Genomic DNA, 24,459 nt, shown 5'->3' with positions numbered 1-24,459 from the left:
TCATAGTGAGAAGCATCACACTGCATTAATACAAAAGGAGGGCAAGATTCATGGATGCACTTATCCTATCACGATGGCAATTTGCCATCACTACCGTCTACCATTTTCTATTTGTCCCTGTGACTCTTGGGCTTTCGATTTTCGTCGCTCTGCTCGAGACGTGCTATGTCCGCACGAAAAAACCAGCCTGGAAAGAGACCAGCCGCAAGCTCGTGCGGTTCTTCGGCACGCTGTTCATCATCAACTTTTCGATGGGTGTCGTAACCGGTATCGTACAAGAGTTTCACTTTGGCATGAACTGGTCGGAATATTCCCGCTTCATGGGCGATATTTTCGGTGCACCGCTGGCACTTGAGGCCCTGACTGCCTTTTTCCTCGAGTCGACCTTCCTCGGCATTTGGATTTTCGGCTGGAATAAACTCTCCGAAAAAGCCCACTGTATCTGCATCTGGGTCGTTGCCTTTGCCAGCAATCTCTCGGCTTTCTGGATTCTCGTGGCCAACTCCTTCATGCAGCATCCGGTTGGCTTTGCCATCCGCAATGGCCGCGCCGAAATGACGGACTTTTTCTCACTCGTCACCAATCATTACGTACTCGGTGAATATTCACACACTCTCTTTTCCGCAATTGCTACGGCAGGTTTCCTCGTCATGGCCGTCTCAGCCTGGAAAGTACTGCACGATGAAGCTTCGCGCCGCGCTTTCACGCAGACGCTCAAGGCTGGCGCTCTTTTCATGCTGCTCGGCCTTTTCGCCACGATGGGCAGCGGCCATATGCACGCCCAGTATATTGCACAGGTCAATCCGATGAAGGTATCTTCCTTTGAAGCTCTCTGGGAAACGGAAGACCCTGCTCCATTTGCCATTGTCGCCGACATCAACGAAGAGCAGCATAAGAACAACATGGAACTCACAGTTCCGGCTGCCTTCTCGTTCATGCTCTACAATCAGCCGTCAGGTGCTGTGCCAGGCATCAATCAGATTCAGAAGGACTACTCCGAAAAATTTGGTCCCGGTGAATACCGTCCGGATGTCACGGGCATGTTCTGGAGCTTCCGCATCATGATTGGTCTCGGCGGTCTCATGATCCTGCTCGGCCTCATCACGGCTTATCTCGGCTGGACGAACCGCCCCATGGCCTGCCCTGCCCTGCTGAAAGTGTTGCCTTGGCTGCTGCCAATTCCTTATATTGCCAACAGCGTCGGCTGGTATGTCGCTGAAGCAGGCCGTCAGCCCTGGATTGTCTTTGGCCTGCAGAAAACGAGTGACGCTGTCTCGCCAAACCTCACAGGCGGCGATGTCTGGCTGACGATGACGGGCTTCACGCTCATCTATCTCGTACTCGCCATTGTCGCACTCTGGGTGGCCATGCGCTTTATCAAGAAAACTCATATCTCCTTTGAAGAAGGGAGGAATGCATGATGGATCTCCAAATTCTCTGGTTCATTCTCATTGTCGTACTCTTTACGGGCTTTTTCTTCCTCGAAGGCTTTGATTATGGCGTCGGCGGTCTCATGCCGTTCCTCACTTCAGATGAAGAGGAACGCGGTGAGATTCTGCGCACGATCACGCCGGTCTGGGACGGCAACGAAGTCTGGATGATCACAGCCGGCGGCGCTATGTTTGCGGCTTTCCCACACGTCTACGCCACGATGTTCTCAGCCTTCTACCTCGCGCTTTTCCTCATGCTCGTCGCCCTCATTCTGCGCGGCGTTGCCTTTGACCTGCGCGGCCGTCAGGAATCTTCCTGCTGGAAGCGCTTCTGGGACGGTGCCATCTGCTTTGGCAGCATCGTGCCGGCTTTTCTCTGGGGCGTAGCGGTCACGGACCTCATCGCTGGCCTGCCCATCAACGAAAAAATGATTTACATGGGCGGTTTCTTTGACCTCCTGACCCCTTATTCCGTTATCGGCGGCCTTGCTTTCCTGTTTGTCTTCCTCTATCACGGTGCTTCCTTCCTGACCATCCGTCTCGCAAAGGAAAGCCTGATTCTTCGCTGTCAGGAAATCGGCCTGAAGGTCGGTGTCATCGCCGCCATCTTCTTCGTGCTCTGCATGGTCCTGACACTGCAGTACACGGACCTCTTCACGAAGCCGGTTGCAGCCGTCGCCCTCTTCGGCGCCGCGCTCTTCTTCGTCATCGCCATCCTGAGCATGAAACTTGGCAAAGGCAGGGCCAGCTTCCTTCTGAGCGCTGTCGCCATCGTGGCCACGACCGTTGCGTTCTTTGCCGGTCTTTTCCCGCGTCTCATGGTCTCGAGCCTCAATCCGGCTTACAGCCTGACGATTGCCAATGCTTCTTCGAGTCCGTATACGCTGTCCGTCATGACCGTGGCAGCCGGCATCTTCGTGCCGATTGTGCTGATTTATCAGATCTGGACGTATTACATCTTCCGCAAACGCGTCACGCCGAAAGATGCCGAGGAACATTATTGATCATTTCTAAGTCACAGAACAGAAACATATGAAAAATCTCTTCTTTCTTCAGACCATGCGCCTTCATCGAAAAAGTCTCATCTTCCTCGTGATGCTTGAGACTCTGCGGGCCCTGCTGCTCGCCGGTGCGGCCTTTGCCGCAGCGAAATTCGTCGACGGCGTCTTCCTGCAGGGAAAAGAGCTAAAAGAAACAGCACCAGTCCTTCTGGTGCTGTTTCTTATACTCTCCTGCCAATACCTCATGGTTCTGCTGCAGAACCAGCAGGCACGATCTCTTTCCCTGCAAGCGCGCACCATGGTACGCGAAAAGCTCCATCAAAAACTGCTGAGCAAAGAGAGCCAGTCGCAGCCTGACTTTCAGGACCATCTTCTGCCTCTGGCCTTAGAGGAGACCGATGCCCTCGACCTCTGGTTCACGCGCGTCCTGCCCGTACTTTTAGGGCTCATCGTCACCCTGCCTCTGCTGCTCATCATCGCCGCTCTTGCCGACCCCCTGACCGGTCTTTTGATGCTCATCACCGTGCCGATTGCCCCGTTTCTTCTTTACTTAATTGGCCGTGTGACACGCGAAGCCAGCGAAAAAGAGTGGCAGAAACTCACAGAACTCTCTTCCGGCTTTGCCGAACTTTTAAAAACACTGCCGACGCTCAAGCTCTTCCGGCAGGAAAAGAACATGGGCAAAAAAGTCAAAGCACTCAGCGAGGACTTTGCTGCGGCTGCCCTGCGCGTCCTGCAGCTCTCCTTTGTCTCCGCCTTTGCCCTTGAGCTCATCACGACCCTCTCGATTGCCATCATCGCCGTCGGCATCGGTCTCCGGCTGCTCTACGGCCATCTGACCTTCCTGACCGCTTTTTTCGTCCTGCTCCTGACACCGGAATTTTACCAGCCGCTGCGTCAGGCCGGCACGGCCTTTCACGGCGGCATGACGGCCATGACGGCAGAAAAATCACTGGCTGCTGCCCTGAAGCAGACACCCCCTCCGCCTGCCCCTGCTGACCGCGTCAAGATAGAGGATGTACCAGACGCCGCGCTGACAGCAGAGAACCTGACCTTTATCTATCCGGGCAGTCCCCTGCCCGTAATCGGGCATCTCAGTTTCCGTGTTCCGTCAAAGCAAATAACCATAATTCAGGGACCGAGCGGCAGCGGCAAAACCACACTTTTAAAGCTCTGCGCCGGACTTTTGCTGCCGACTGCCGGCAAACTCTGCTGGCAGCAAAATGGGAAATCCCTCCCGGCAGCCGGGATTTCCCAGCAGTTCAGCTATGTTCCGCAGGAACCTCATCTTTTCAATGCCTCTCTTGCTGAAAATGTCAGCCTGACGCTCGGAGAAGCCCCATCTTCCCTGAGCGCAGAGCAGAACGAACGCATCAAGGCAGCGCTGCAGAAAGTCAGCCTGCTTGACTGGGCAGCGTCCCTTCCCCAAGGTCTCTCGACAAAACTCGGCGAAGGCGGGCAGAATCTTTCCCAGGGACAGCGCAAGCGTCTGGGGCTGGCCCGCGCCATTTATCAGGACCGGCCGTTTGTGCTGCTCGACGAACCGACCGCAGCCCTTGACGGCAGGACAAGTGCGGAAATTCGTGAAGTTCTGCTTTCTTTTGCCGCAGGGCGCACGCTCGTGCTCGTCAGCCACGACGGAGAACTGCAGAAACTCGCAGCAAAAACGATTATTCTGGCACCTGTCGAACAGCAGGAAAACAGTCATTCACAAAAACAGGCAGAAAGGAGTGAGCGAGAATGAAGCTGCTGCGATTATTTTCCCTGATTTCCATACCGGCACTCCTGCCCGTCCTGCTCGTCAGTCTGCTGGCTGCGGCCACAGGCATTGGGCTTTTGGCCGCTTCTGCCTGGCTCATTGCCAGTGCCGCGCTGATGCCTCCGTTGTATACTCTCGCCGTCGGCATTACGGCAGTGCGCGCCTGCGGTATTTTCCGCGCGGTTTTTCGTTACGGCGAACGCTATCTTTCGCACCGCCTCGCCTTTCATGCCCTGACAGCCATACGCGTCAGCCTCTACCAAAAAGCAGCCGCCGTGCTGCCCCTGCGCACGGGTCCTGCCCGGCAGGGAGAATTCCTGCATGACCTTTTGGGCGGGGCCAACGAACTGCGCGACTTTTTCGTGCGCGGCCTTTTGCCGCCCGCCACGTTATTTCTGCTCACGGCCTTCATCGTCAGTCTGCTCTGGCAGATGACAGGACCTCTTTCCCTGCTTTTGCTGCTCCTCTACGCCATTCGTCTCTGCGCGCCCGCCTGCGGCTGGCAGAAAAGTCAGCCTGACAGCCGCAGACTTGACGGAGCTTACCGCAGCGGTCTCATGGACAGCGCTGGCGGCGCCGCTGAACTCTTCTTTGCCGGCACAAGTCCAGCCCTCAAAATCCTGAATCAGACTGCTGCAGACAAAATGCAGGCAGATAAAAAAGCCGCTCTGCAGCACGACCGCACGGATACGGCCTTGAATATCCTCGATGTCCTGACCCTGCTCACCCTCATGGCCGGCCTGATTCCCGCTGTCGCCGGCAGGCATCTTTCCGGCATCGATTTTGCCGTTTATTTTCTTGTGCTGCAGACCCTGCTCGCAGAGTTCCGCACCCTGCCCGAAGCCGTGCGCCAGATTTGCCGCAGCCAAAGAGCAGCCGGCTCCCTGGGCCCCAAAAATACAAAGAGAGCTGCCGTTCCGGCTGCAGTGAAGGCATCGGCTGTCAATGCTGCCGAAAAAACTCTGCTCTGCGCAAAAGATGTTTCCTTTTCCTACCGTCAGGGGCAGGAGCTCCTTCGCCATCTGTCTTTTTCCATCGCCAAAGGGCAGCATACTGCCATTGTGGGAGCAAGCGGTGCCGGCAAGACGACGCTAGCAGAGCTGCTGCTCGCCGTCTGGCCGGCGGATGCCGGCATGTTCTTCCTGCTGGGACAGCCCTACAGCAAACTGACCCAAGAAACCATCTGCCGGCATATCAGTGCGATGCCGCAGGGCAGCGTGCTCTTTGCCAAATCCATCCGCGAGAATTTTCGCGTCTTCTGTCCCGACGCAAAGGAAGAGGATATCCGGCAGGCCCTGCAGGATGCACAGCTGACAAAGGTCGCTGCGGCCATGAAGGACGGCCTTGATACAAAGCTCGGCCCCAATGCCTGTTTCTTATCGGGCGGCCAGCGCAGCCGACTGCTCACAGCCCTTGCCATTTCCAACCGAGCCCCCATCATCCTGCTCGATGAGCCGACGTGCGGACTCGACAAAAAAACAGCGTCCGACCTGATGCACGCACTTTTCAGGCGCGTACAGAAAACAGGACAGACGCTACTGGTCATTACGCATGATATAGAAGTTACAGAGAAATTTGCACAGGTGATACGGATTTAACCACTCTGTTTCCTGCTCACTTTAACTCTGTGTCATAGTCTCTGCCCTGAACCATGCGGTGCATGCGGGGCTGGAAAGATGGATTGATGACACTCTTAGCTGGGTCGTACTCGGCCGTATGAATATCCAGGATGTCAAGGAGTGTGTCAATGAAGTCGTCAGTCATGTAAGGACGGTTCACGGCAGCCTGAATGGCCTGCCATTTTTCGGGGTGGTGTTCCTTATAGGCCTTTGAAGCCCAGAAAATCATCGGGATTTCAAGTGTTTCTTTTGTCGGATTCTCCTCGACATGGCCCGAGAAAATGCCGTTGTCATAGACGGCTTCACCATGGTCGGGGATGTAGATGACGAGGGCATCCTTGTCGGCAAATTTCCCCATGAGGCTCGTGACGACAAAGTCGTTGTAGTAAAGCGCGTTCTCATACTGCGCAATTTCCGTGCGTTTTTCCTCCGAGAGCGTATCCTGCGGGGCAGGGATATCGTCCGCTGTGAATTTCGAGAAAATATAGGGGAAGCGCATGTAGTAGAGACCGTGACCGCCCATGAGGTGAATGACGTAAAAATTCTTGGCAGCCGGCTCCTGCAGGGCTTCATCTACCAAAGGAAACAGGGCTTCGTCATAAATGCCGTTGTCTTCATGGGACTCGCGCAGGCGCGTGAAACGGCTGTAATCGCTGCGTCCGGCAAAGAGCTGGGCGACATTGCCCCAGATGCCCGAGCTTTCCTGATTCGAGAGCCAGTACGTCTTGTAGCCCGCCGCCTTCATGACGTCAATCATGTTATTGTGCTCATACCAGGGCTTCTCTGCATCCACATCCGCAAACGTCAAAAGCTTGCGCAGGACGGCAACCGTCGCGGCCTCGGGGCTGATGGTATCGTGGTAAACGGCGAGCTCCCCTTTTTCGTTGAGCTCGTCGAGATTCGGCGTATTTTCGAGCGGATAGCCGTAGAGATGCATGCGGCTGCGGTTCGTCGATTCCCCGAGAATGAAGACGACATACGGCGTATCGCTCTCGTTTTCCGTGATCTCGACATCGGACGCGGCCTCATTCTTGAGTTTTTCAAAGGCCTGGATGTTTTCGACCGAAGTCGTTGTCGCCCTGCCGACACGCACGGCCGGCACATCGAGAGAATCATTTATAATGAAGGAAAAGTAGCTGTGCAGCAGCACGCCGCCCGCCAGCACGGACACGAGCAGTACGATGGGCACGGCGCGCGACAGGCGGTGGCGCGACAAAAACGGGATTTTCACGCGGCCTAAATAGCGGTAAGCAAAAATTCCCAGTACCATGAGCAGAATTGCCGCCGCTACGCCCTGCCAGCCCACATACATGCGGATGAATTCTCCTGCCTCGCGCGGATTCGTCTGCAGCACGGCCGTCACGATGCCCGCACCAATCAGGGAACTGTACTGCAGGATGGAAAAGGTCTCCACGCCGCCAAGCAGCAGCGAGATAAAGAAGGACAGGGCAAACAAAAAACGCCGCAGCTTCCGAATCGGCACGAAACCTAAAATCAGGACATAGAGCTCGATGCCGCCGAACAAAAAAATGGCATCGGTAAAGAGTACCCCGAGCTGCTGTGCCTTGTACATGTGGATATTGAGCCAGACAATCGGGGCAAGATTCAGGATGTAAAGCACCAAAAGAAGCCCCGCCTCATGCTCGACGATATGTGTGCCGCGCGCCCAGGCCCGCAGCAAAAAACGTTTCAATGCCTGCAAATTCCCATCTCCCAGCAAAAATGATATAATATTATATTATACACAACTCAGGAGGAATTTTCATGACTCAGGATGAATTTCATAAATTAGTACATCTCGTGATGGACTCCCCTGCCCATCCGCCCGAAAAGCTCTTCATCGGCGGCATGGACAGCTGGCATGCGCGCGCACGCCTCGCCCATTTTCTCGCGATGAAAGGTATTGACAAGACGGATGAGGCCCTTGAGCTCTTCCACAGCATCGTCGACGCCGATATCGATGAGGAAAAATCCGAGGATGTCGAGGAAAAAGTCTTTGCGCTGCAGCGCTTAAGCTCCCTCGAAAAAGAGCTCAATAAGGACGATGATGCCCTGCGCCACATCGATATGGCCATCGAACTCGCCGAATCGACGGATTTTCTCTATAAGTACATTCTGCGCGGCGAACTCTGGGCCGACCGCTGGAATCTCATGCACAAGATGAACATGACAAAAGATGCCGAGGCCGAGGTCGATGAACGCATCGAAGCCTTCAAGGACATCCCCGTGCATCACAACAGCTACCTTTACTACGGCTACCGCTTCAAGGCGCAGCTTTCCGCCGAACGCGGCGTGACGCTCGTCGCCAAGGACTACATGCACATGGCCCTGCACGCCATGGAAATCCCGCAGGAATACGAAGCCGGCCTCGAAAAGGCCTTCGCGGCCACGCACGACAACGCTTCGTGGATCCTCACGGAAGTCGACAAGGCCACGCCGAACCCCGACAATCTGCACTGGGATATCTGACCGTTCCGCACAAAAACAGCAAAAATCCGGCTCACCGCATGACAGGAGCCGGATTTTTTTATTGCCGAAGATTGCCGATGATGACGCCGAGGAAAATCAGCACGACACCGAGCCACTGCAGAGGCGCAATGTGCTCGCCGAGCACGAGAAAAGCCATAATCAGGGCCATCGGCAGCTCCGATGAGGTCAGGATGCTGCCGAGCGACGGCCCCGTATGCGGAATGCCGATGGCAAAGAGCAGAGGCGGCAAAGCGATGCCGAAAAGGCCGAGCGGCAGCCCGTAGGGCAGAACTTTCGCGATATCTGCAAACGACAGCAGAAACGCCGGCGGCATCACGCTGAAAACGACCACAGCCGCACCGATTGACATCAAAGCACTCTTGAGAAACGGCGGCACCTCGCAGCCGACGGTACCGCTGACGATCAGGACAAAGGCGTAGCTAACGGCCGACAAAAGGCCCCAAATGATGCCCTGCGTCAAGGCCAACGGTTCACCGCTGCCGAGAAATCCCGCTGCGAGTACGGATCCCGGCAGCAGCACGACAAGGGCCGCGATTTTGCTGCGGCCCGGCAGACGGCGCGTAATGATGCTGTCGAGCACCATGCTGATCCAGACGAACTGAAAAAGCAGAATGACGGCAAACGAGGCCGTAACCGTCTTGAGCGCCGTGTAGTAAAACATCGTCGTGAGGCCGACGGGCAGACCGCAGAGTATCAAAGTCAAAATACGGCGCGGACTCATCCTGACGAGACTGCGGCGCAAAAGCACAACAGTCCACAAGAGCACCATACCGAAAAACACCTGACTGCCGCAGACTTCCGCAGCCGTCAGTCTTGCCGCATAGGCAAGCTTCACAATGGTCGAAAGGATGCCGTAACTGCATCCCCCTAGAAAGACAAGAACAGCGTATTGCAAAAAAATCACTCCCCGATACATCTCCGATTTACAGGCAAAATAAAAGCCACGCAGCAAGAAACTGCGTGGCGAAAATGACAGCATTATGCAGATGCTGTCAGAAAAATCCACCTCTCAGGCACCCTGCCCGAGTTTTAGACGTTACAAACCGTGAACTATCATAGCAAAGACAGCCGTGCTTTGTCAAGTTCATCCGTCCACTCTTGTCTTTTTGTCTTTTTAAGACTATAATAGAGGCGAATAAAAAGAAAAGAGATGCATTATCATGGAACAGGAAAAACTCGTTTTTCGTCCGCTCAAGGAAGTGTTCCATATCCAAGAGCTCGATGTCTGCACACGCGATAAGGCCGGTGTCATCTTAGGCGATGAAGTCTACACCGCCGAGGAGCATATGGGCTGTATTGACCATTATCTCACCGACCATCCGCAGGAAAATATCGACACCCTGCGCGATAAGCCAAGAGCCGGCTTCCACGTCATCGGCAAAAACCTCATCTTCGGCTCCCTGCCGTTCTTCACGAACATGAAGCCGCAGGCCATCTTTGAGGTCCTGCATGCAAAATATCCGGCTCATCCCATCTATTATTACAACGAGCACAAACACAGCGTCGCGCGTCTCTATCCGCGCGCTGCCGCCGTATCCGCTGCCTGAACCGGAATGCGGATTTCCGTAACAAAATCTGCGGCATTGCTCGTAAAGCCCTGATCAATCAGGGTAATTTCCTCTGAGGGACCTGCAATCTGCAGATTTTTTGCTTTTATATAGGAAAGAAGACTCTGGTAACGGCCGCCCGCCTCGCTGTGGCTGCCGCGAAAAATCAAGACCGCATAGTCACCAGCCGGCAGCTCCAGTGCCTTGCCTTCATAATGGTCTTCTGCATCCAGCAGCAAAAACATGCCGTCGTAAGCTGAAAAGTTTCTCGCCTTCATGTTTTCCACACTCATGCTGATGCCAACCTTGCCGAGGAAGGCCAGTGCTTCCTGCTGCCGGCCTTCCATTTGCCGGATGGGCTCTTCAAAATCATGTGACTGCGGATGTTTAAGATCATGCTGCAGCCAAACCATACGCCGTGCAGGCTGCCGCTCGATGTGAACGACATCATATTCTGCTGACATGGCAGCCTGCAGCTGGCAAAGACGATTGTCGAGTTTACGCTCAATGCGCGTGAGCTCGGCAATTTTTTTCTGCACCGTTTGACGCTGTTCCATTAGGAGCTCACAGATATGGCCGACATCCTTATGCTGCAGAAAATCACGGATATCCGGCAGTTTCATGTCAAGGGCACGCAGGTAGCGTATGGTATTGAGCATTTCAAACTGCTGCAGGCCATAATAACGGTACCCCGTCGCCTTGTCGATGTACGCCGGCCGCAGCAAATCGATATCCTCATAATGGCGCAGACTGCTGATACTGAGATGAAATAATTTGGCCACCTCGCCGATACGAAACAAACCTTTTCTATCGTTAGAATTCACGTATCCCACTCCCCTCGCCAATAAAGGCCGGATTGCCGTGACGCCGCAGAATCAGGAACGCGCTGACGCAGATGATGACGGACACGAGCGACCCCGTTGCCGTGGCAAGGCCCATCGGGAAAAGCGTCATCGGATACCAGATGGAAGTCAGATAAACAAAAGGGATGCGCGCCGTGACAATCGAGACAACATTGTGCAGGAACGAGATCTCCGAACGGCCGCAGGCACAGAAATAACCGCTGAAGCAGAAATGCACGCCCGCGAAGATGCAGTCAAAGATATAGCCCTGCAGATAGGCCTCGCCAGATGCGACGACCGCCGTATCGTAGGTAAACAGCGCGACCATATCATATGCCGCATACTGCGTGATCACGGCGACGATGATGCCAAAACTTACGGTCATGCCCAGAGCATACCACAGAGTCTGCTGCGCACGGCCGTATTTTTTTGCGCCGATATTCTGCGCGCCGAGTGCCGAGACCGTCGAGAGCATCGACGAAGGCACGAGGAAAATGAAGCTGATAATTTTTTCCACAATGCCGACGGCCGCCGCATCCGTCAGGCCGCGCATATTCGCGATGACCGTGATGACGAGGAAGGCAATCTGGATAAAGCCGTCCTGCAGCGAAACGGGCACGCCGATGCGCAGAATGCGCCGCAAAACAGCGAAGTCCGGCCGAAAATCCGCCCGCGTCACGCGAATGCCCGCCCTGCCGCTTTGGATAAACAGCAGCGCCAGCACGACGCTCAGGGCCTGCGAAAGCACCGTGCCGAGTGCCGCACCGGCAGGCCCCATGGCGAGCGCGCCCATGAAGATATAATCGAGCACGATATTGGCTATGCAGGCCACGGCGACAAAATACATCGGACTCTTCGCATCGCCGAGGCCACGAAAAATCGAGGCGATGATGTTGTAGGCCGTGATCAGCGGAATGCCTAAGAAGCAAATCAAAAGATATACTTCTGTCCCCGTGACCGCCTCCGCTGGCGTCGCCATGACGGCGACAATGCGGCTGCGCAGCAGGATAAAGAGCACGGCCAGCACGAGGGAAACACCAAAAAACAGGACCGTCGTCGTGCCGACGGCCTTTTTGATGCACTCCTTGTCCTCCGCACCCACGGACTGCGCAATTGTGACCGTCGTGCCCATGGCCAGTCCGACAATCATGACCGTCAGCATGTGCATGACCTGACTGCCAATCGAAACCGCCGTGATGCTCGCCGCTCCCTCGAACTGCCCGATGATAAAGAGATCGGCCATGCCGTAGAGCGTCTGCAGAAAATACGAAAGAAAATACGGCAGCGAGAAAAAGATGATGTTCTTGAAGACACTGCCTGTCGTTAAATTCCTAGTCAAAAAAATCCCTCCTGACCTTATAGTAAACACTACAATGATTATAGAGTCAAGGGGGATTCTCCTATGTACACATAATTTAAGGCGAGGATGGATGTCTGTAAGTGGAGCTTCAGCCTGCTGCGCGGAACGTCAGGCATCCATCCTCGCCGCCTCGTTACGCCGGAAAGGGGCAAGCAGCACTCCGCGGTGACTGCCTGCTAAACGGATTTTTTGACTTCTAATGCATCCTTACGAAAGAGCTAAACGCACTTCGTTTGAACGACGCTCTTTCGCAAGGGTTCTGGCTGTCAAAAAATCCGTTCTTCACGCAGGCAGTCAAACGCTCCGCTTCTGCTTACCCCTTTCCTCCCATGCTCTAACTTCTTCTCCTTAACGGCGGCAGCAAAGTATCGCTTTTACCGTAGTCACTTCATCGATAGCACATCTTCCGCATGATCTCGCTTATCGAGTGATACGCTTTTGCTGCAGAATCTAAGTCCGTGCTATACCTATCCATAAGTGAAGCTTCAGCCTGCTGCGCGGAACGTTGGATAGGTATAGCATGGACGCCTCATTGCACCGAACTCAAAGCATCTCCAATAATTTATCTACGTGCTCTTCGGTCGTCGCCCAGCTCGTCGCAATCCTCATAACGCAATGCCCTTCATCGACGTTCTCCCAGAAGCCAAGCTCGACTTCCTTAGCAAGCTCCGCGCATTTTTCTTTTGTCAGCACGATGAAAATCTGGTTCGTCGGGTTCTCCATGGCAAATTGATAGCCCTTTTCGCGCAGGACACCGCGGATTTTGTCGGCGGCTTCGATGGCTGTCCGGCCGATTTTTTCGTAAAGGCCATCCGTAAACATCGTGTCAAACTGAATGCCGGCGATGCGGCCTTTGGCGAGGAGTGCGCCGTGCTGTTTTGTAATCGTAAAGAAATGCGGCACGAAGCCGTGCTTCGGGAAGACGACGGCCTCGCCGAAGAGAGCGCCGCATTTCGTACCGCCGATGTAGAAGGCATCGCAGAGTCTCGCAATATCCGCCAAAGTCACGTCATTTTCTCTGCAGGCCAGTGCATAGGCAAGGCGTGCACCGTCAAGGTACAAAGGCAGATGATGCTCACGGCAGACTTTGCTGATGGCCGTGAGCTCTTTGAGGGAGTAAAGCGTGCCGTATTCCGTCGGCTGCGAGAGGTAGACCATGCCCGGCGCGACCATGTGGTCATGGTTGCCGTCAGCGTAAAAGCCCTTGACATAAGCATCGATGCCTGCAGACGTGAGTTTGCCATTTTGATGAGGAATCGGCAGGACCTTATGGCCGCCAAATTCAATGGCCCCTGCTTCGTGCAGGCTGACATGGCCCGTATCAGCCGCGATAACGCCTTCCGTCAAACGCAGGATGGCATCGATGACCGTCGCATTCGTCTGCGTGCCGCCGACGAGGAAGAAAATGTCAGCCTCAGGAGCTTCGCAGGCCTGACGAATTTTTGCGCGGGCCGACTCGGAAAATTCATCAAAGCCGTAGCCTGCCGTCTGCATCATATTCGTATCAAAAAGTCTCTTCAATATAGACGGATGTGCCCCTTCGAGGTAATCCGACGCAAAAGAAATCCGCTCTTTACTCATAAAAAACTACATCCTCCCTGTATTCCAAGTATCATAGCGATAAAAAATGCCGCTTGTATGTGATACGCTGTTATTATGCGATGACAAACAACTCGTCACAGCCGTAAGCCGTAAATTTTACGGCCATCCCGCTGTCTTTTGTCAGTCAGCCGCGAGATTGTGGTCGGAGGTCAGGCGAAGTTCGCGGTCGGCAAGGCGGCCCGTGATATCCGGATGATGCGAGGTCACGATGATGGTCTTGCCCGCTTCCTTCAGGGACTGCAGAAACTCGGCAAGCCACTGCTGACTCTCGGCATCAAGAAAATTTTCTGGCTCATCGAGCGTCCAGACGGATGGGTTCATCGTGAAAATTGACGCGAGGGCCGTGCGTTTCTTCTCGCCGCCCGAAAGATAATACGGGGCTTTATCGCGAAGTTTCGTCAGCGAAAAATACGCCAAAGCATCTTCGACGCGCTGACGCACCTCCTCTTCCGGCAGCCCCATCTGCAGGGGACCGAAGGCCAATTCTTCTTCGACACTTGCGCAGAAGAGCTGGGCATCGGGATTCTGCCAGACATAGCCGATGCGCTGATGAAAGTACTTTGAGTAGCGGTGCTCGCGCATCTTCGCCGGCGTAATGCGCGTCCCTTCAAACGTATACATGCCGATTTCCGGGAAGACGAGGCCGTTTAAGAGCCGCAGCAGCGTGGTCTTGCCCGAGCCATTCGGTCCCGTTAAAAGCACGGTCTCGCCTTTTTTTATCGTAAAGCTGATATGGCGCAGGACCGGTTCATGGTCAAACGCACAGCAGACATCTTCTAACGCAATCACAAAAAGCCCTCCAAACGCAGATAAAGAAAGCCGTAAACAAGAAGCAGGATGACAGGCGGCAGCAGGGAACCGATGGAACTGCTGCTCTTTTTTGCCTGCAGCAGCGGGTATTCGCCCGTAAAACAGCGGCAGCGCATGGCCTCAGCCATCTCGATGGACAGTCTCTGCGAACGCTGCATGACGATGCCCATGATGCCGGCCATGGCCTTGTGCTTTTTGCGGTTGTGTCCGACGGACCGGAGCTTCAGCGCTGTCAAAAGCAGCGAGGCCTGATCGCCAAGCAGCACGAGGTAGCGCAGGGTCGTATCGAGAATGAAGATGACTTCGGGCGGCAGATGAAAGCGCCGCAGGGCCGCCGTGAGCTCGTGCCATGAAAAATGCTGCTGCAGAAGATTCAACGCCGTCACGCAGAGAAATGTCTTAAACGGCAGCAGCAGGACAGGTCCGCTCCCCCAAAAGAGCAGGGCCGGCAGGATGAGCAGCAGACAGAAAACAGCGGCCGCCAGAGCCCCCATGATATCCTGCCGCAAAAGTTTTGCCGGCAAAAAGGCCAGCAGCAGGAGTTCGCCGCCCAAAGCCGTCCAGAGGAAGGCCGAAGTCCTTGCCGTAACCACGGCGAGCAGGAAAAGCACGAGCAGCACGAAATAAAGTCCGGCCTGACCGTGATGGCGCCTGCCGGCCTGTGCGCGCAGCACTTTCAGCATTCCCATGATACGCAAAAGAGACCGGGAAATGAATGCATCCCGGTCCTTGTCAGGTCTATATGATTCTTCCCGTTTTGCCCAAGCCGGCAAATCCTTCATGAAGAAACACCTCAAAAATCAACAAAATCTTTCTATTATATATAGGAATTACAGCCTCATAATTACGGCCTCAACGGTTCGAAAGCGAGTCGCCGTAATCCGTATGCGAGGCAAAGAGCGGCGCCGCCATCTTGAAGATGATGACGAGCAGGGCGGTGCCGATGAGAGCCGACAAAATGTAGCCAAACGCATCGGGCAGTCCCGCAACCGCGTAGTCTGGGAACAGCGCGTCAAATGAGAAGCCCTGCTCCATGCCGGCCGGCGTATAGCCAAGGACACTGCCGAGGAAATCCTGTCCCGCAAGCTCCTCCGGGTCCCATTCTCCCCAGGCCGTACCCGCAGCGAGCAGGCCGAGCGGCGTGCAGACGATAAGTGCGGCAATCAGGCCGTAAAGTGCGCGGTTCGTCTTCATGCGCACAGAGCCAAAGAGGTCCGGCGAGGTCTTACGCAGATACGCGAGCACCGCCGTCGTGAAGACGACTTCCGCAAGGCCGAAGAGCGTCAGATGGCCGATCATCATGGCCGGAATGGAAATCCAGAACGGATACGGGCAGTAAAGAGCCTGTCCGGCAGCATCCGTGAACAGCAGCGGCTGAATGCCAAATTCCACGGCAGCCACAAAAGCCGCAGCATTGATGCCTGCATAAGCGCCGGCCCCCGCCGCGATATACTCGCCGGAACGCGATTTTAAATGTCCGCGCAGGAAACGGTAGACACCGTAGCCCGTAAACGGCAGGACCAAGGCCATATTGAAACAGTTCGCCCCAAAGGCGAGAATGCCGCCGTCGCCGAAAAACAGGGCCTGAATGAGCAGAGCGATGCTGACGGAAAGACACGCCGCATAAGGCCCGAACAAGATAGCAATCAGCGTGCCGCCTACCGCATGCCCCGTCGTGCCGCCCGGCAGCGGGATGTTGAACATCATGCTGAGGAACGACAGGGCTGCCGCAATGCCTAAAAGCGGCAGTTTATCCTGCGGCACATGACGGCGCACCTTCGAAACGGCCATGAGCCAGACAGGGACCATGACCGCGCCCATCACTGCACAGGTTGAGGGGCTCAGGTAGTTTTCTGGAATGTGCATAAGAACCTCCCATAAATAGAATTCATATTCTATATTGTAAGGGAAGATGTTCTTTTATGTAAGCCTCCCAGGGGGATAAAATGGCAAGAAAAAAAGTCGAAGTCATAAAAACTCCGACTTTTTATATCATCTGTCCCCAGCCGTGCTCCGAGCACCGGCCGGCGACAGTCCACATCATGGTGGAGATGAGGAGAATCGAACTCCTGTCCGAAATACATCCACATCACAAAGCATTATCGCAGTAGCCCGAGAATGCGGGCATCATAGGAGCGAAACTCTGGGATTCAGAGTTCTCCACCACCTGTTTTTACAAAACAGGAAACTGCCGTCTTTATTTAAAGCCTCCGGGTTGGCTGACGGTTCGTACTTCCAGAGGGGCTATCTGAGCTAGGCTCAGGCAGCGTAAGCGTATTCAGCTTCGTCAGTTGAATTTAGCGGTCAAGCTTTAGGCTTTCATGACCATTGGCCTGCGAACTTCGTGGCTTCAATACCCCGTCGAAACCTTTACATCCCCCTAAGGTAAATTGTAAAAGGCGATTGCAGGGTTCTGCAACCTTTTGTAAAGGATATTATAATACAGAAAAGTCAATTCGTCAATAGATGGCCCATCCTGATTTTCAGCATTCGGGGCCAATCGTGACAATGGTGCCATCCTGCAGCATAAAGAGGATGCTTTCTTTGACTTTTCTCTTGAGGACGCTCTCGACGGCTTCGCGGTAGAGCTCAATCTGCTTGGCATAGTGGCGGCGGACTTTGTCTGGCGTCGTGTCGCGGTCGGTCTTGTAGTCGAGCAGGACGAGGCTGCCGTCGTGTTCTTCAAACAGCACGTCAATGACGCCCTGGATGAAGATTTCTTCGTGACTTTCCGCATAGGCCCTGCTGACTTCGCCGACCGGGATCATGCGGCTGAAAGGCAGTTCGCGCCAGATGCTTTTCGCCCCGCGCAGGCGTTTTCCCAGCGGAGATGCACAGAATCTTTCGATGCTGCGGTAGTTTACGGCACTTTCATGACCTGCGGCAATCAGGCCTTTTGCTTCCATATAAGATACCTGCGCCCTGAGGCCATCGGGCGACAAATCGCCGTGCAGGTTGAGGTTCTGCATGATGCTGTGCATGAGTGTACCGCGCTCGGACGGTGACAGACGGCCCTTCTGCTGCAAAAACTGCGGCCGGCGCCAGACGAGATTTTCTTCCGTCTTGACAAGAGGCACGGAAGCCGGTTCTTCTTCGCGGATTTCCTCGGCAAAGCGCTGTTTGATTTCGGAAACGGTCATCTTAGCCGTAATGCCCGTGAGTTCCTCGCCTTCATAATGCCAGTTCAGCCGCTTTTCGACGAGTTCTTTTTCAGCAGAAGCCGGCAGCGGCTGATGGCCGCGCACGGCGATGAGGATGGGGTCGTCGAGATTTTCTTCCTGTTCATGCGGCTGAATGCGATTTCCCTGCAGGAGCTGTACAGCAAAATGAGCATCGGGCTCCACATTGTCAAGCATCGTGCCGAAGTCGCGGTCTGCGGCCTGCCGGATGATTTTGCCATCCGTATGACGCGCAACGGCCGGCGCAATCCAGTCGAGATAGCTGCCTGCCTGACGGATTTCCTCATCGGGCAGCGCAAGGTCCTGTTCGTCAAGGCCGCGGCAATAGCGCGCGGCCATTTTCTCCCAGTGCGCGGCAGGGATTGTGCCCGTCAGGATGAGTTTTTCGCGGGCACGCGTCATAGCGACGTAGAGCACGCGCATTTCCTCGGCCTTTGTCTCCGCCGTGATGCGCGCGGCAATGGCCTGATACGGCATCGTCGTATACATCTGACGGCCGGCGGCCGAACGCTCGACAAGGCGCGGCCCAATGCCGAGTTCCTTGTGCAGCAGGAAAACGCCCTGTGCGTCGCGCACATTGAATCCCTTCGCGATATCGGCGACGATGACCACGGGGAATTCCAGCCCCTTGCTCTTATGGATGCTCATGATGCGCACAACATCCTCGCTGGCACCGAGTGTACGCGCAACGGAAAGGTCCGTGTCGCGTTTCTTGAGATCCTCAAGAAAACGCAGGAAGCGGAATAGGCCGCGGTAATTCGTCTTCTCGTACTCGGCCGCGCGGTCGGCAAGCATGCGCAGGTTGGCCTGACGCAGAAGCCCGCCCCTGAGGCCGCCGACATAATCGTAATATCCCGTCTCACGGTAGAGTTTCCAGATGAGCTCCGGCACGCTGTGGCTCACGGCGTAACTGCGCCAGCTGTTGAGTGCGGCCGAAAAATCAGCGGCTCTGTCGGCTAAATCTTCCGGCAGCGGCGTCTCCGGCGAATGGCTGCGCAAAAGAGCGCCGTAAAGGTCTTCGTCGGGCACGGACATGCGCAGGCGCGCGAGTTCCTCCATCGTAAAGCCGCCAATCGGCGAGACAAGCACGGCCGCGAGCGGAATCTCCTGCCGCGCATTGTCGATGACTTTCAAAAGGGCCAGCACGAGCCGGACTTCATTGGCCTCAAAATAGCCGCCATCGACATCGGCGTAAGCAGGCACGCTGTTTTTGCGCAGGCTTTCGAGCAGGGTATTCGCCTTGCCCTTGACCGCGCGCAAGAGAATCGCGATATCGCGGTAAGCCAAAGGCCGGTAGCCGCCCGCGTCCTTATCGAAGACTTTATATCCCGACTCCATCAGCTCTGCAATGCGGTCCGCAATATGCTGCGCCTCAAGTTCAAAACCCTCCAGTTCCTCGGCCTCATCCTCCTGATCCTGCTGGTTCTGTTGATTCTGTTGACTGCTGGCCGACGAAATTTCATCTTCGCCGCCGCGCAGTATAATATCGATTTCCATCGGTCCCTTGAGGCTCTGCGCGTGTTCCGGATAGTCGGCCCCCGGATAGAGCCGGCTCTTCTCGTCGTACTCGATTTCCATCGGAGCGCGGTGCATGACCTGGTCGAAGATGAAGTTAATCGGCGCGAGCACCTCGGCGCGGCTGCGGAAATTCTGCTTCATCGTAATCAGCTGATTTTTGTCGCCCTCTCCCGGATTTTCGGGATACGTATCGTACTTCTGCTGAAAGAGATATGGGTCCGCGAGGCGAAAGCGGTAGATGCTCTGTTTGACATCGCCAACGGTAAAACGGTTGTCCTCGCGCGCAACGAGATTTAGTATCGCCTCCTGCACGCCATTCGTGTCCTGATATTCGTCGACCATGATGACCGCATATTTTTCACGCAGGTCACGCGCGGCCTCCGTGCGCAGGGCTTCGCCCGATTCGCCCTGAAAATCTTCTTCCTTCGCTGCGGCCAGTTTCTTGGGGTCGGCGCAGAGCACAGCCAGAGCAAAATGCTCGAGGTCGTTGAAATCGAGAATATTGCGCTCTTTTTTCGCGGCCTGCAGGGCCTTGATGAAGCGCAGGGTCAGATTCGTATAACGCCGCACGGTCGCGCCGCATGCCAAAAGACCTGCCATGACTTCTTTCTCGGACTCCGCGAGGTATTTATCGCGCGCGTCCGTGAAGATTTTCTTGGCCTCATCGCGGCTCTTTTCAAAGGCCTGCCTGACTTCCGGGAAATTGTCGCGCAGATCATTGTAGATTTTGCCGCGCAGCACGGGCTGACGCCATTTTTTCGCGACAGCCGCAAGCGCATCCCAGCCGCCCGCCTTTTTTTCGAGCACGGCCGTGCGGTAAGCGGCCTGCACATCCTCCATTTTTTCGATGCACGACTGCAGGTATTCGACATAAGGCTGCCAGGCGGCCATCAGGGCCTGCGACTTTTTCGCCTCAGCCCCAGCCTCGGATTCATCGGGATTGATGCGGACAAGGGCGCAGGTCTCTTCATACCGGCGGATGCTGCGCTCGATTTCCTGACCGAGGGCTTCGACGATGGTATCCGTCCACGGCGTCTGCCAGAAGCCGTTTCCTTCCTTAATATAAGCAAAACGCTCCTGCTGTGCGCGCAGCCAGTCCTCGGGGAAAGGCTGACTCTGGCAGAAATTGTAGAGCTTCAGCACAGCATCATAGACGCCCTCGTCGCCGTGGTCGTCGCCGTAATCGTCGGCAAACTCGAGAAAATCCTGCCATTCTTTTTTCTCTTCCTCATCTTCCGGCATTTTATACGAGTCTTCGAGAAGTTCTTCAAGTACATCGCGGCGCAGAAGCACCATTTCCTGGTCGCTCGCCAGACGGAACTGCGGGTCGACGTCAAGGGCTTCGATATTCTGCCGGATGACGCGCTGACAGAACGCATGAAATGTGCAGATGGAAGCTCCGGACAAGAGAACGAGCTGGCGTTCGAGCCAGTCAATGGTCTCCCTGTCCTCGGCCTCGACGAGCTTCTGCTGCAGGGCTTTGTCGATGCGTTCGCGCATTTCGGCGGCCGCGGCGTTCGTAAAGGTCACGACGAGCATTTCATCGACGCTGCATTCGCGCGCGAGAAGCTGCGCGATGATGCGGTCGACGAGCACGCGCGTCTTGCCCGAGCCCGCAGCTGCTGCTACGAGGATGTTCTTATGCCTTGTCTCAATTGCTTTCTGCTGGTCCTTTGTGTATTTCATCCAGTAAATCCTCCTTCCCCGTGCACTTCGCCATCTTCTCTTCGAGCACGCTGTCGTCCTCGGGCCCGATATCGCGGTAGTCATAGCCATCGAGGCTAGGGTCAAAGCCGCAGACATCGCGGTACTCGCAGTAGGTGCAGGCATTTTGCTTTTTATTGTCCTTGAGGCGGTAAGGGCTCGCGCTGATATCGCCCGAGAGAATCGCCCTGCCCGTATCCTTCAGGATGTAATCGACATAGGCAAGCATGAGCTCGAATTCTTCAGGGCTCCTGATGTAGCCGCGTTTGCGGCTGTTGGCGTCAAAGTCCATGACGGGCTCGCCGTCGGGGCCGAGCACCGCCTTTTTCTTCTCGTCGCGGACCTGACTGAGCCCTGGTTTGATGTGCGAGAAGCTCGCATCGATGGCCTTGGCCACGTCGAGGTCGGCAAGCACCCAGCCCGGCATGCGCAGTTCCGCATTGACGCGCTTTTCAAGCTCCGCCTGCGTGTATTTTTTGCGCGTCTGCAGCAGAGGATTCTGCAAAAATGCATAGAGGATGCCCGCCGGCAGGCGTTTTTCCCCTTTTTCACGCAGCAGCTCCCTGCCTACGAGCATATAGACGAGCAGCTGCAGCCGCAGGCCGTAGTAAACTTCAAAGAGATTGATGGCGACATGACCCGTCTTGTAGTCGAGAATCAGATAATACGGGGCATGCTCGTGCAGGTCAAGGCGGTCAATCTGCCCCTTAAAAGACAGCGCATAGCCATCTTCAAGCTGCAGCGGCTTTAAATGCACCGCATCATCGGGATGTCCAAACGCTTCTTCAAAAAACGCTGGCTGAAATTCCGACACAGCGGCCCACGCCGAAAGATGATTGACGGCCTGTTCTGCGGTCCTTTCGATGCGTTTCTTCAAATGGCGGTAATTGTCGCGGCTCAGAAGGATTTCACTCTGCAGGCGCGGGGCAAGCGTATTGACGAGTTCTTCGCAGAGGGCAGTGCGTTTTTCCTCCGGCACATCCTGCCAGCGGTTCGCATAATCCTTTTTAACGATGCCGCCGTATTCCTTGAGCACGGCATGCAGGAGCTGTCCGAGGTCCATCGAACGGAACTGATACTCGCGGCGTTCCTGCAGCTTCAGCCCATAGGCCGCAAAATGCGCAAACGGACACTGGCGGAATTTCTCGAACTGCGTCACGCTGCCGCGCAGAATCGTGCCCTTCGTGAAAATCTGTTCGGCGATTTCCTTCGGCAGTTTCCCTTCGCCGGCCTTCGCAAAAATACCGGCCAGAGCCATGCGCAGGGGACGCTGCCATTTTTCCTGACCGCGCGCCCAGTTGTAGACATCGCGCCAGCAGGGCTGCATCGTCCCCTGTTCGCGCTCCGCGCGCAGGGCATTGGCAAGACCCGAAAGGGCCGGCCGCGGGGCCGCAAGCAAAAGGTCGTCATCGCGCTGCACCGTCTCCAAAGGAATCGAAAGGAACGGCACCTCAGGATAGAGCGCGCGGATTTTCTTGAACAGCGGCGAAGGCTGCAGGCCGTTGCCCTCGGCATCGGCCAGAGCGTACGAAAGCCATAGGTACTCATGGGCCTCGTTAAAGCCGCGGTAGAGCAGGAATTTTTCGCCAAAACTTCGCTCATGGCCGCCGCGCGAAATTGTATGGGCCTCGCCGCCCTCTTTTTGGCAGGCTGCTAAGGTCTCCGCAATGTGCAGGCGGTCGGCATCGGAAAAAATCCCCTGTTCGCGCACGCGGCGCGGCATCGTGTCGGCATCCGCGCCTAAAATATAGATAGCGCGCAGATTGTCGAGGCTGTTCTGGTCAAACGGCGCGAGCGTCACATAGTCGAGTCCCGGCGGGATCAGCGAAATCTGCAGGGCATCGAGGCCGTCGCTCAAAATCGCCTCAAAGTCGGCAAGGCTCATCTCTTCATCGCCGCTGACCTCGACGAGCTGGTCAAAGAGGGCCATGCTGTCATCCCAGAGCTGCCGGTGCTCCGCCGCATCGGCAAGACGGCCTTCTTTTTCGGCCAGTTCGGCCCATTCCTGCAGCTTGGCCGGCACCTCGAGCTCCACGAGAAAATTGTAGAGGGCCGTCGTAAAGCCGCGGACATCTTTCGCCTGCTGCAGATTTTTTTCAAGCGAAGTCAAGGCCGCGACCGACTGACGGCGCAGGCCGTCGATGAGCGCGAGCGTCGAGGCCGTGTCTTCATCGACCGTCTCGCCATCCTCATCGAGTGAATAACGGCGGTGCCAATCCCACGGCTCTTCCTGCTGCCAGCGTTTGCGTCCGCGAATGCCGAATTCGAGCACGTAGTTCTCGAGTTTATCGACATCCTCGCGGACCGGCGGGAAAAAGCCCGTGCGCAGGCAGCGGAAGACCGTCTCATAGCGCCAATCCTTCGCGGCAACCTCGATGGCCGAACGCATGAGCTCTGCCAAGGGGTGATGAATGCTCGGTCTCTTGGCATCTTCGAAAAACGGAATGCCATAGTCGGCAAAGACGAGCCTGACGAGGTCGTCGTAACTCTCGGCATCGCGCACGAGGATGCCGATTTCGCGGTAATACCAGCCCTCATCGCGCACGAGCCGCAGAATATCAGCCGCGGCGTTCTCGACTTCAAGGCGCCGATTCGCGGCCTCGACGAGCTGCACGCCGCCGCTGCCCTCATGTGCAGTGCCGCCGTAGCGGAAAAGCTCCTGCTCGAGCGCGGGCATGATGGTATCTTCCGCAAAACGGTGCTGGCCGGAAAGCAGATGAATCGGAATGGGCCGCGTGCAGCCGAGTTCCCCGCGCATCATCTGACGAATGGCCTGCATGGTGCGGTACGGACGGTTAAAAAGCGCGGTCTCCTGCAGATTTTCCGGCGAGTCGAGCGAAATCTTGCCATCCGGCCGCAGAAATCCCGTCATCGGCAGCGTGATATGGACTTTAGCCGCCGACTGCAGCAGGGCTTTCAGCACGGCCATTTCCTGCGGATTGAAGAAAATGAAGCCGTCAAGCCAGACTTCGGCCCCCTTCATAATGGCGGCTTCGGGCAGGGACTCGGCGAGTTTCTGCATCATATCCTCGGCATCGTTGGCCTTGCCCTGCATCTCCGCGCCGAATTCATCGGTCAGAAGCGCCATTTCCTGCAGTTTGCCCGCAAGGCGCTCATTGCCTGTGCCCGCGGAAAGTTCCTCTGCCGCTTCGCGCAGCACGTCCGTCGTCAGACGGTAGCTCTTAAACTCCTTGATCGCGTCCGACAAACTCTCCGTGAAGCCGCGCTGGCGCACAGCGCGCGCAAAAACCTGCAAATCCTTCTCCTTCTGGTGCTTCGTCAAAATCTTGCGCAGCAGCAGCCTTCGTCCGACTTCGCTGATGCGCGGCACCTTCATATGGCCGGTCTCTAAGAGCACATGGCGCGCAAAACGGCGAAAACCGAAGACATAGCCGCGCAAAAAGCCCCTGCCCTGCGGGATGCTCGCGGCGAGTTCGCGCTCGACCTTGAACGTCATGTGCTCGGGCAGGAGCAGGATGAGCGCCGGTCCCATGGGATTTTCGGCAAGGTGTGCGCGCATGGCCTCAAGGCACGCGTGCGTCTTGCCCGTGCCGGCCCTGCCGATGATGAAATCGAGTTCTGCTGTCATTTATCTCTT

16 protein-coding genes and 1 other RNA gene are annotated in these 24,459 nt (G+C 55.8%); 6 read left to right on the top strand and 11 right to left on the bottom strand.

Annotation, left to right across the window (positions count from 1 at the left end):
- Positions 1-50 precede the first annotated feature (50 nt).
- The 4 genes from ACE419_RS05735 to cydC are packed head-to-tail and all read left to right on the top strand — an operon-like array spanning position 51 to position 5,788.
- Positions 51-1,421, top strand: coding sequence for a cytochrome ubiquinol oxidase subunit I (locus ACE419_RS05735; protein WP_435721318.1), 1,371 nt, complete (start codon positions 51-53; stop codon positions 1,419-1,421).
- Positions 1,421-2,434 (top strand): cytochrome d ubiquinol oxidase subunit II, encoded by a 1,014-nt coding sequence (cydB, locus tag ACE419_RS05730; RefSeq protein ID WP_435721420.1) that lies wholly within the window; start codon positions 1,421-1,423, stop codon positions 2,432-2,434. The genes ACE419_RS05735 and cydB overlap by 1 nt, the downstream gene beginning before the upstream one ends.
- A 28-nt stretch (positions 2,435-2,462) precedes the next feature.
- Positions 2,463-4,175: a thiol reductant ABC exporter subunit CydD gene (gene cydD, locus ACE419_RS05725; protein ID WP_435721317.1), complete on the top strand. Its 1,713-nt coding sequence runs from the start codon at positions 2,463-2,465 to the stop codon at positions 4,173-4,175.
- Complete coding sequence (cydC, locus tag ACE419_RS05720) at positions 4,172-5,788, top strand: thiol reductant ABC exporter subunit CydC (protein ID WP_435721316.1); 1,617 nt, start codon at positions 4,172-4,174, stop codon at positions 5,786-5,788. The genes cydD and cydC overlap by 4 nt, the downstream gene beginning before the upstream one ends.
- 16 nt (positions 5,789-5,804) lie before the next feature.
- Here cydC and ACE419_RS05715 read toward each other — a convergent pair whose 3' ends face one another.
- Entirely contained in the window at positions 5,805-7,511 is a 1,707-nt protein-coding gene (locus ACE419_RS05715; protein WP_435721315.1) for a phosphoethanolamine transferase family protein, read from the bottom strand.
- 62 nt (positions 7,512-7,573) lie between these two features.
- Between ACE419_RS05715 and ACE419_RS05710 the strand changes: the two genes are divergently transcribed.
- Positions 7,574-8,278, top strand: a complete 705-nt coding sequence (locus ACE419_RS05710) for a tetratricopeptide repeat protein (RefSeq protein ID WP_432648065.1) — start codon at positions 7,574-7,576, stop codon at positions 8,276-8,278.
- Positions 8,279-8,336: 58 nt separating this feature from the next.
- Here the strand turns inward: ACE419_RS05710 and ACE419_RS05705 are convergent, their stop codons facing one another.
- Positions 8,337-9,194 carry an EamA family transporter gene (locus ACE419_RS05705; protein ID WP_435721314.1) on the bottom strand — a complete coding sequence of 286 codons (858 nt, stop codon included), beginning with the start codon at positions 9,192-9,194 and terminating at the stop codon, positions 8,337-8,339.
- A 265-nt stretch (positions 9,195-9,459) separates the two neighbouring features.
- Here ACE419_RS05705 and ACE419_RS05700 point away from each other — a divergent pair, with 265 nt between their 5' ends.
- Positions 9,460-9,846: a hypothetical protein gene (locus ACE419_RS05700; RefSeq protein WP_435721313.1), complete on the top strand. Its 387-nt coding sequence runs from the start codon at positions 9,460-9,462 to the stop codon at positions 9,844-9,846.
- On the opposite strand, the gene ACE419_RS05695 is transcribed toward ACE419_RS05700, so the two are convergent.
- The 9 genes from ACE419_RS05695 to addB all read right to left on the bottom strand — a co-directional run bounded on the left by ACE419_RS05695 (position 9,813) and on the right by addB (position 24,450).
- Positions 9,813-10,670, bottom strand: a complete 858-nt coding sequence (locus ACE419_RS05695; RefSeq protein ID WP_435721312.1) for a MerR family transcriptional regulator — start codon at positions 10,668-10,670, stop codon at positions 9,813-9,815. The two genes, ACE419_RS05700 and ACE419_RS05695, sit on opposite strands and share 34 nt — an antisense overlap.
- On the bottom strand, positions 10,660-12,027 hold the full coding sequence (locus tag ACE419_RS05690) for an MATE family efflux transporter (RefSeq protein ID WP_435721311.1): 1,368 nt from the start codon (positions 12,025-12,027) through the stop codon (positions 10,660-10,662). Before ACE419_RS05690 ends, ACE419_RS05695 begins: the two co-directional genes overlap by 11 nt.
- A 564-nt stretch (positions 12,028-12,591) precedes the next feature.
- Complete coding sequence (locus ACE419_RS05685; protein ID WP_435721310.1) at positions 12,592-13,629, bottom strand: threonine aldolase family protein; 1,038 nt, start codon at positions 13,627-13,629, stop codon at positions 12,592-12,594.
- 141 nt (positions 13,630-13,770) lie between these two features.
- On the bottom strand, positions 13,771-14,439 hold the full coding sequence (locus ACE419_RS05680; protein ID WP_435721309.1) for an energy-coupling factor ABC transporter ATP-binding protein: 669 nt from the start codon (positions 14,437-14,439) through the stop codon (positions 13,771-13,773).
- A complete protein-coding gene (locus tag ACE419_RS05675; protein ID WP_435721308.1) occupies positions 14,436-15,143 on the bottom strand; it encodes an energy-coupling factor transporter transmembrane component T in 708 nt (235 codons plus the stop codon). The genes ACE419_RS05680 and ACE419_RS05675 overlap by 4 nt, the downstream gene beginning before the upstream one ends.
- 169 nt (positions 15,144-15,312) lie before the next feature.
- Positions 15,313-16,326, bottom strand: coding sequence for a cobalt transporter CbiM (gene cbiM / locus ACE419_RS05670; RefSeq protein WP_435721307.1), 1,014 nt, complete (start codon positions 16,324-16,326; stop codon positions 15,313-15,315).
- 177 nt (positions 16,327-16,503) lie between these two features.
- Positions 16,504-16,840: a transfer-messenger RNA gene (gene ssrA / locus ACE419_RS05665) on the bottom strand.
- Positions 16,841-16,943: 103 nt separating this feature from the next.
- Positions 16,944-20,843 carry a helicase-exonuclease AddAB subunit AddA gene (gene addA / locus ACE419_RS05660; RefSeq protein ID WP_435721306.1) on the bottom strand — a complete coding sequence of 1,300 codons (3,900 nt, stop codon included), beginning with the start codon at positions 20,841-20,843 and terminating at the stop codon, positions 16,944-16,946.
- A complete protein-coding gene (gene addB, locus ACE419_RS05655) occupies positions 20,809-24,450 on the bottom strand; it encodes a helicase-exonuclease AddAB subunit AddB (protein WP_435721305.1) in 3,642 nt (1,213 codons plus the stop codon). Before addB ends, addA begins: the two co-directional genes overlap by 35 nt.
- Positions 24,451-24,459: the final 9 nt, after the last annotated feature.

Origin of the sequence: Mitsuokella apri (genome assembly GCF_047974105.1) — a bacterium.
Classification (GTDB): Bacteria; Bacillota; Negativicutes; order Selenomonadales; family Selenomonadaceae; genus Mitsuokella.
This window is presented reverse-complemented; position numbering and strand designations above follow the sequence as displayed.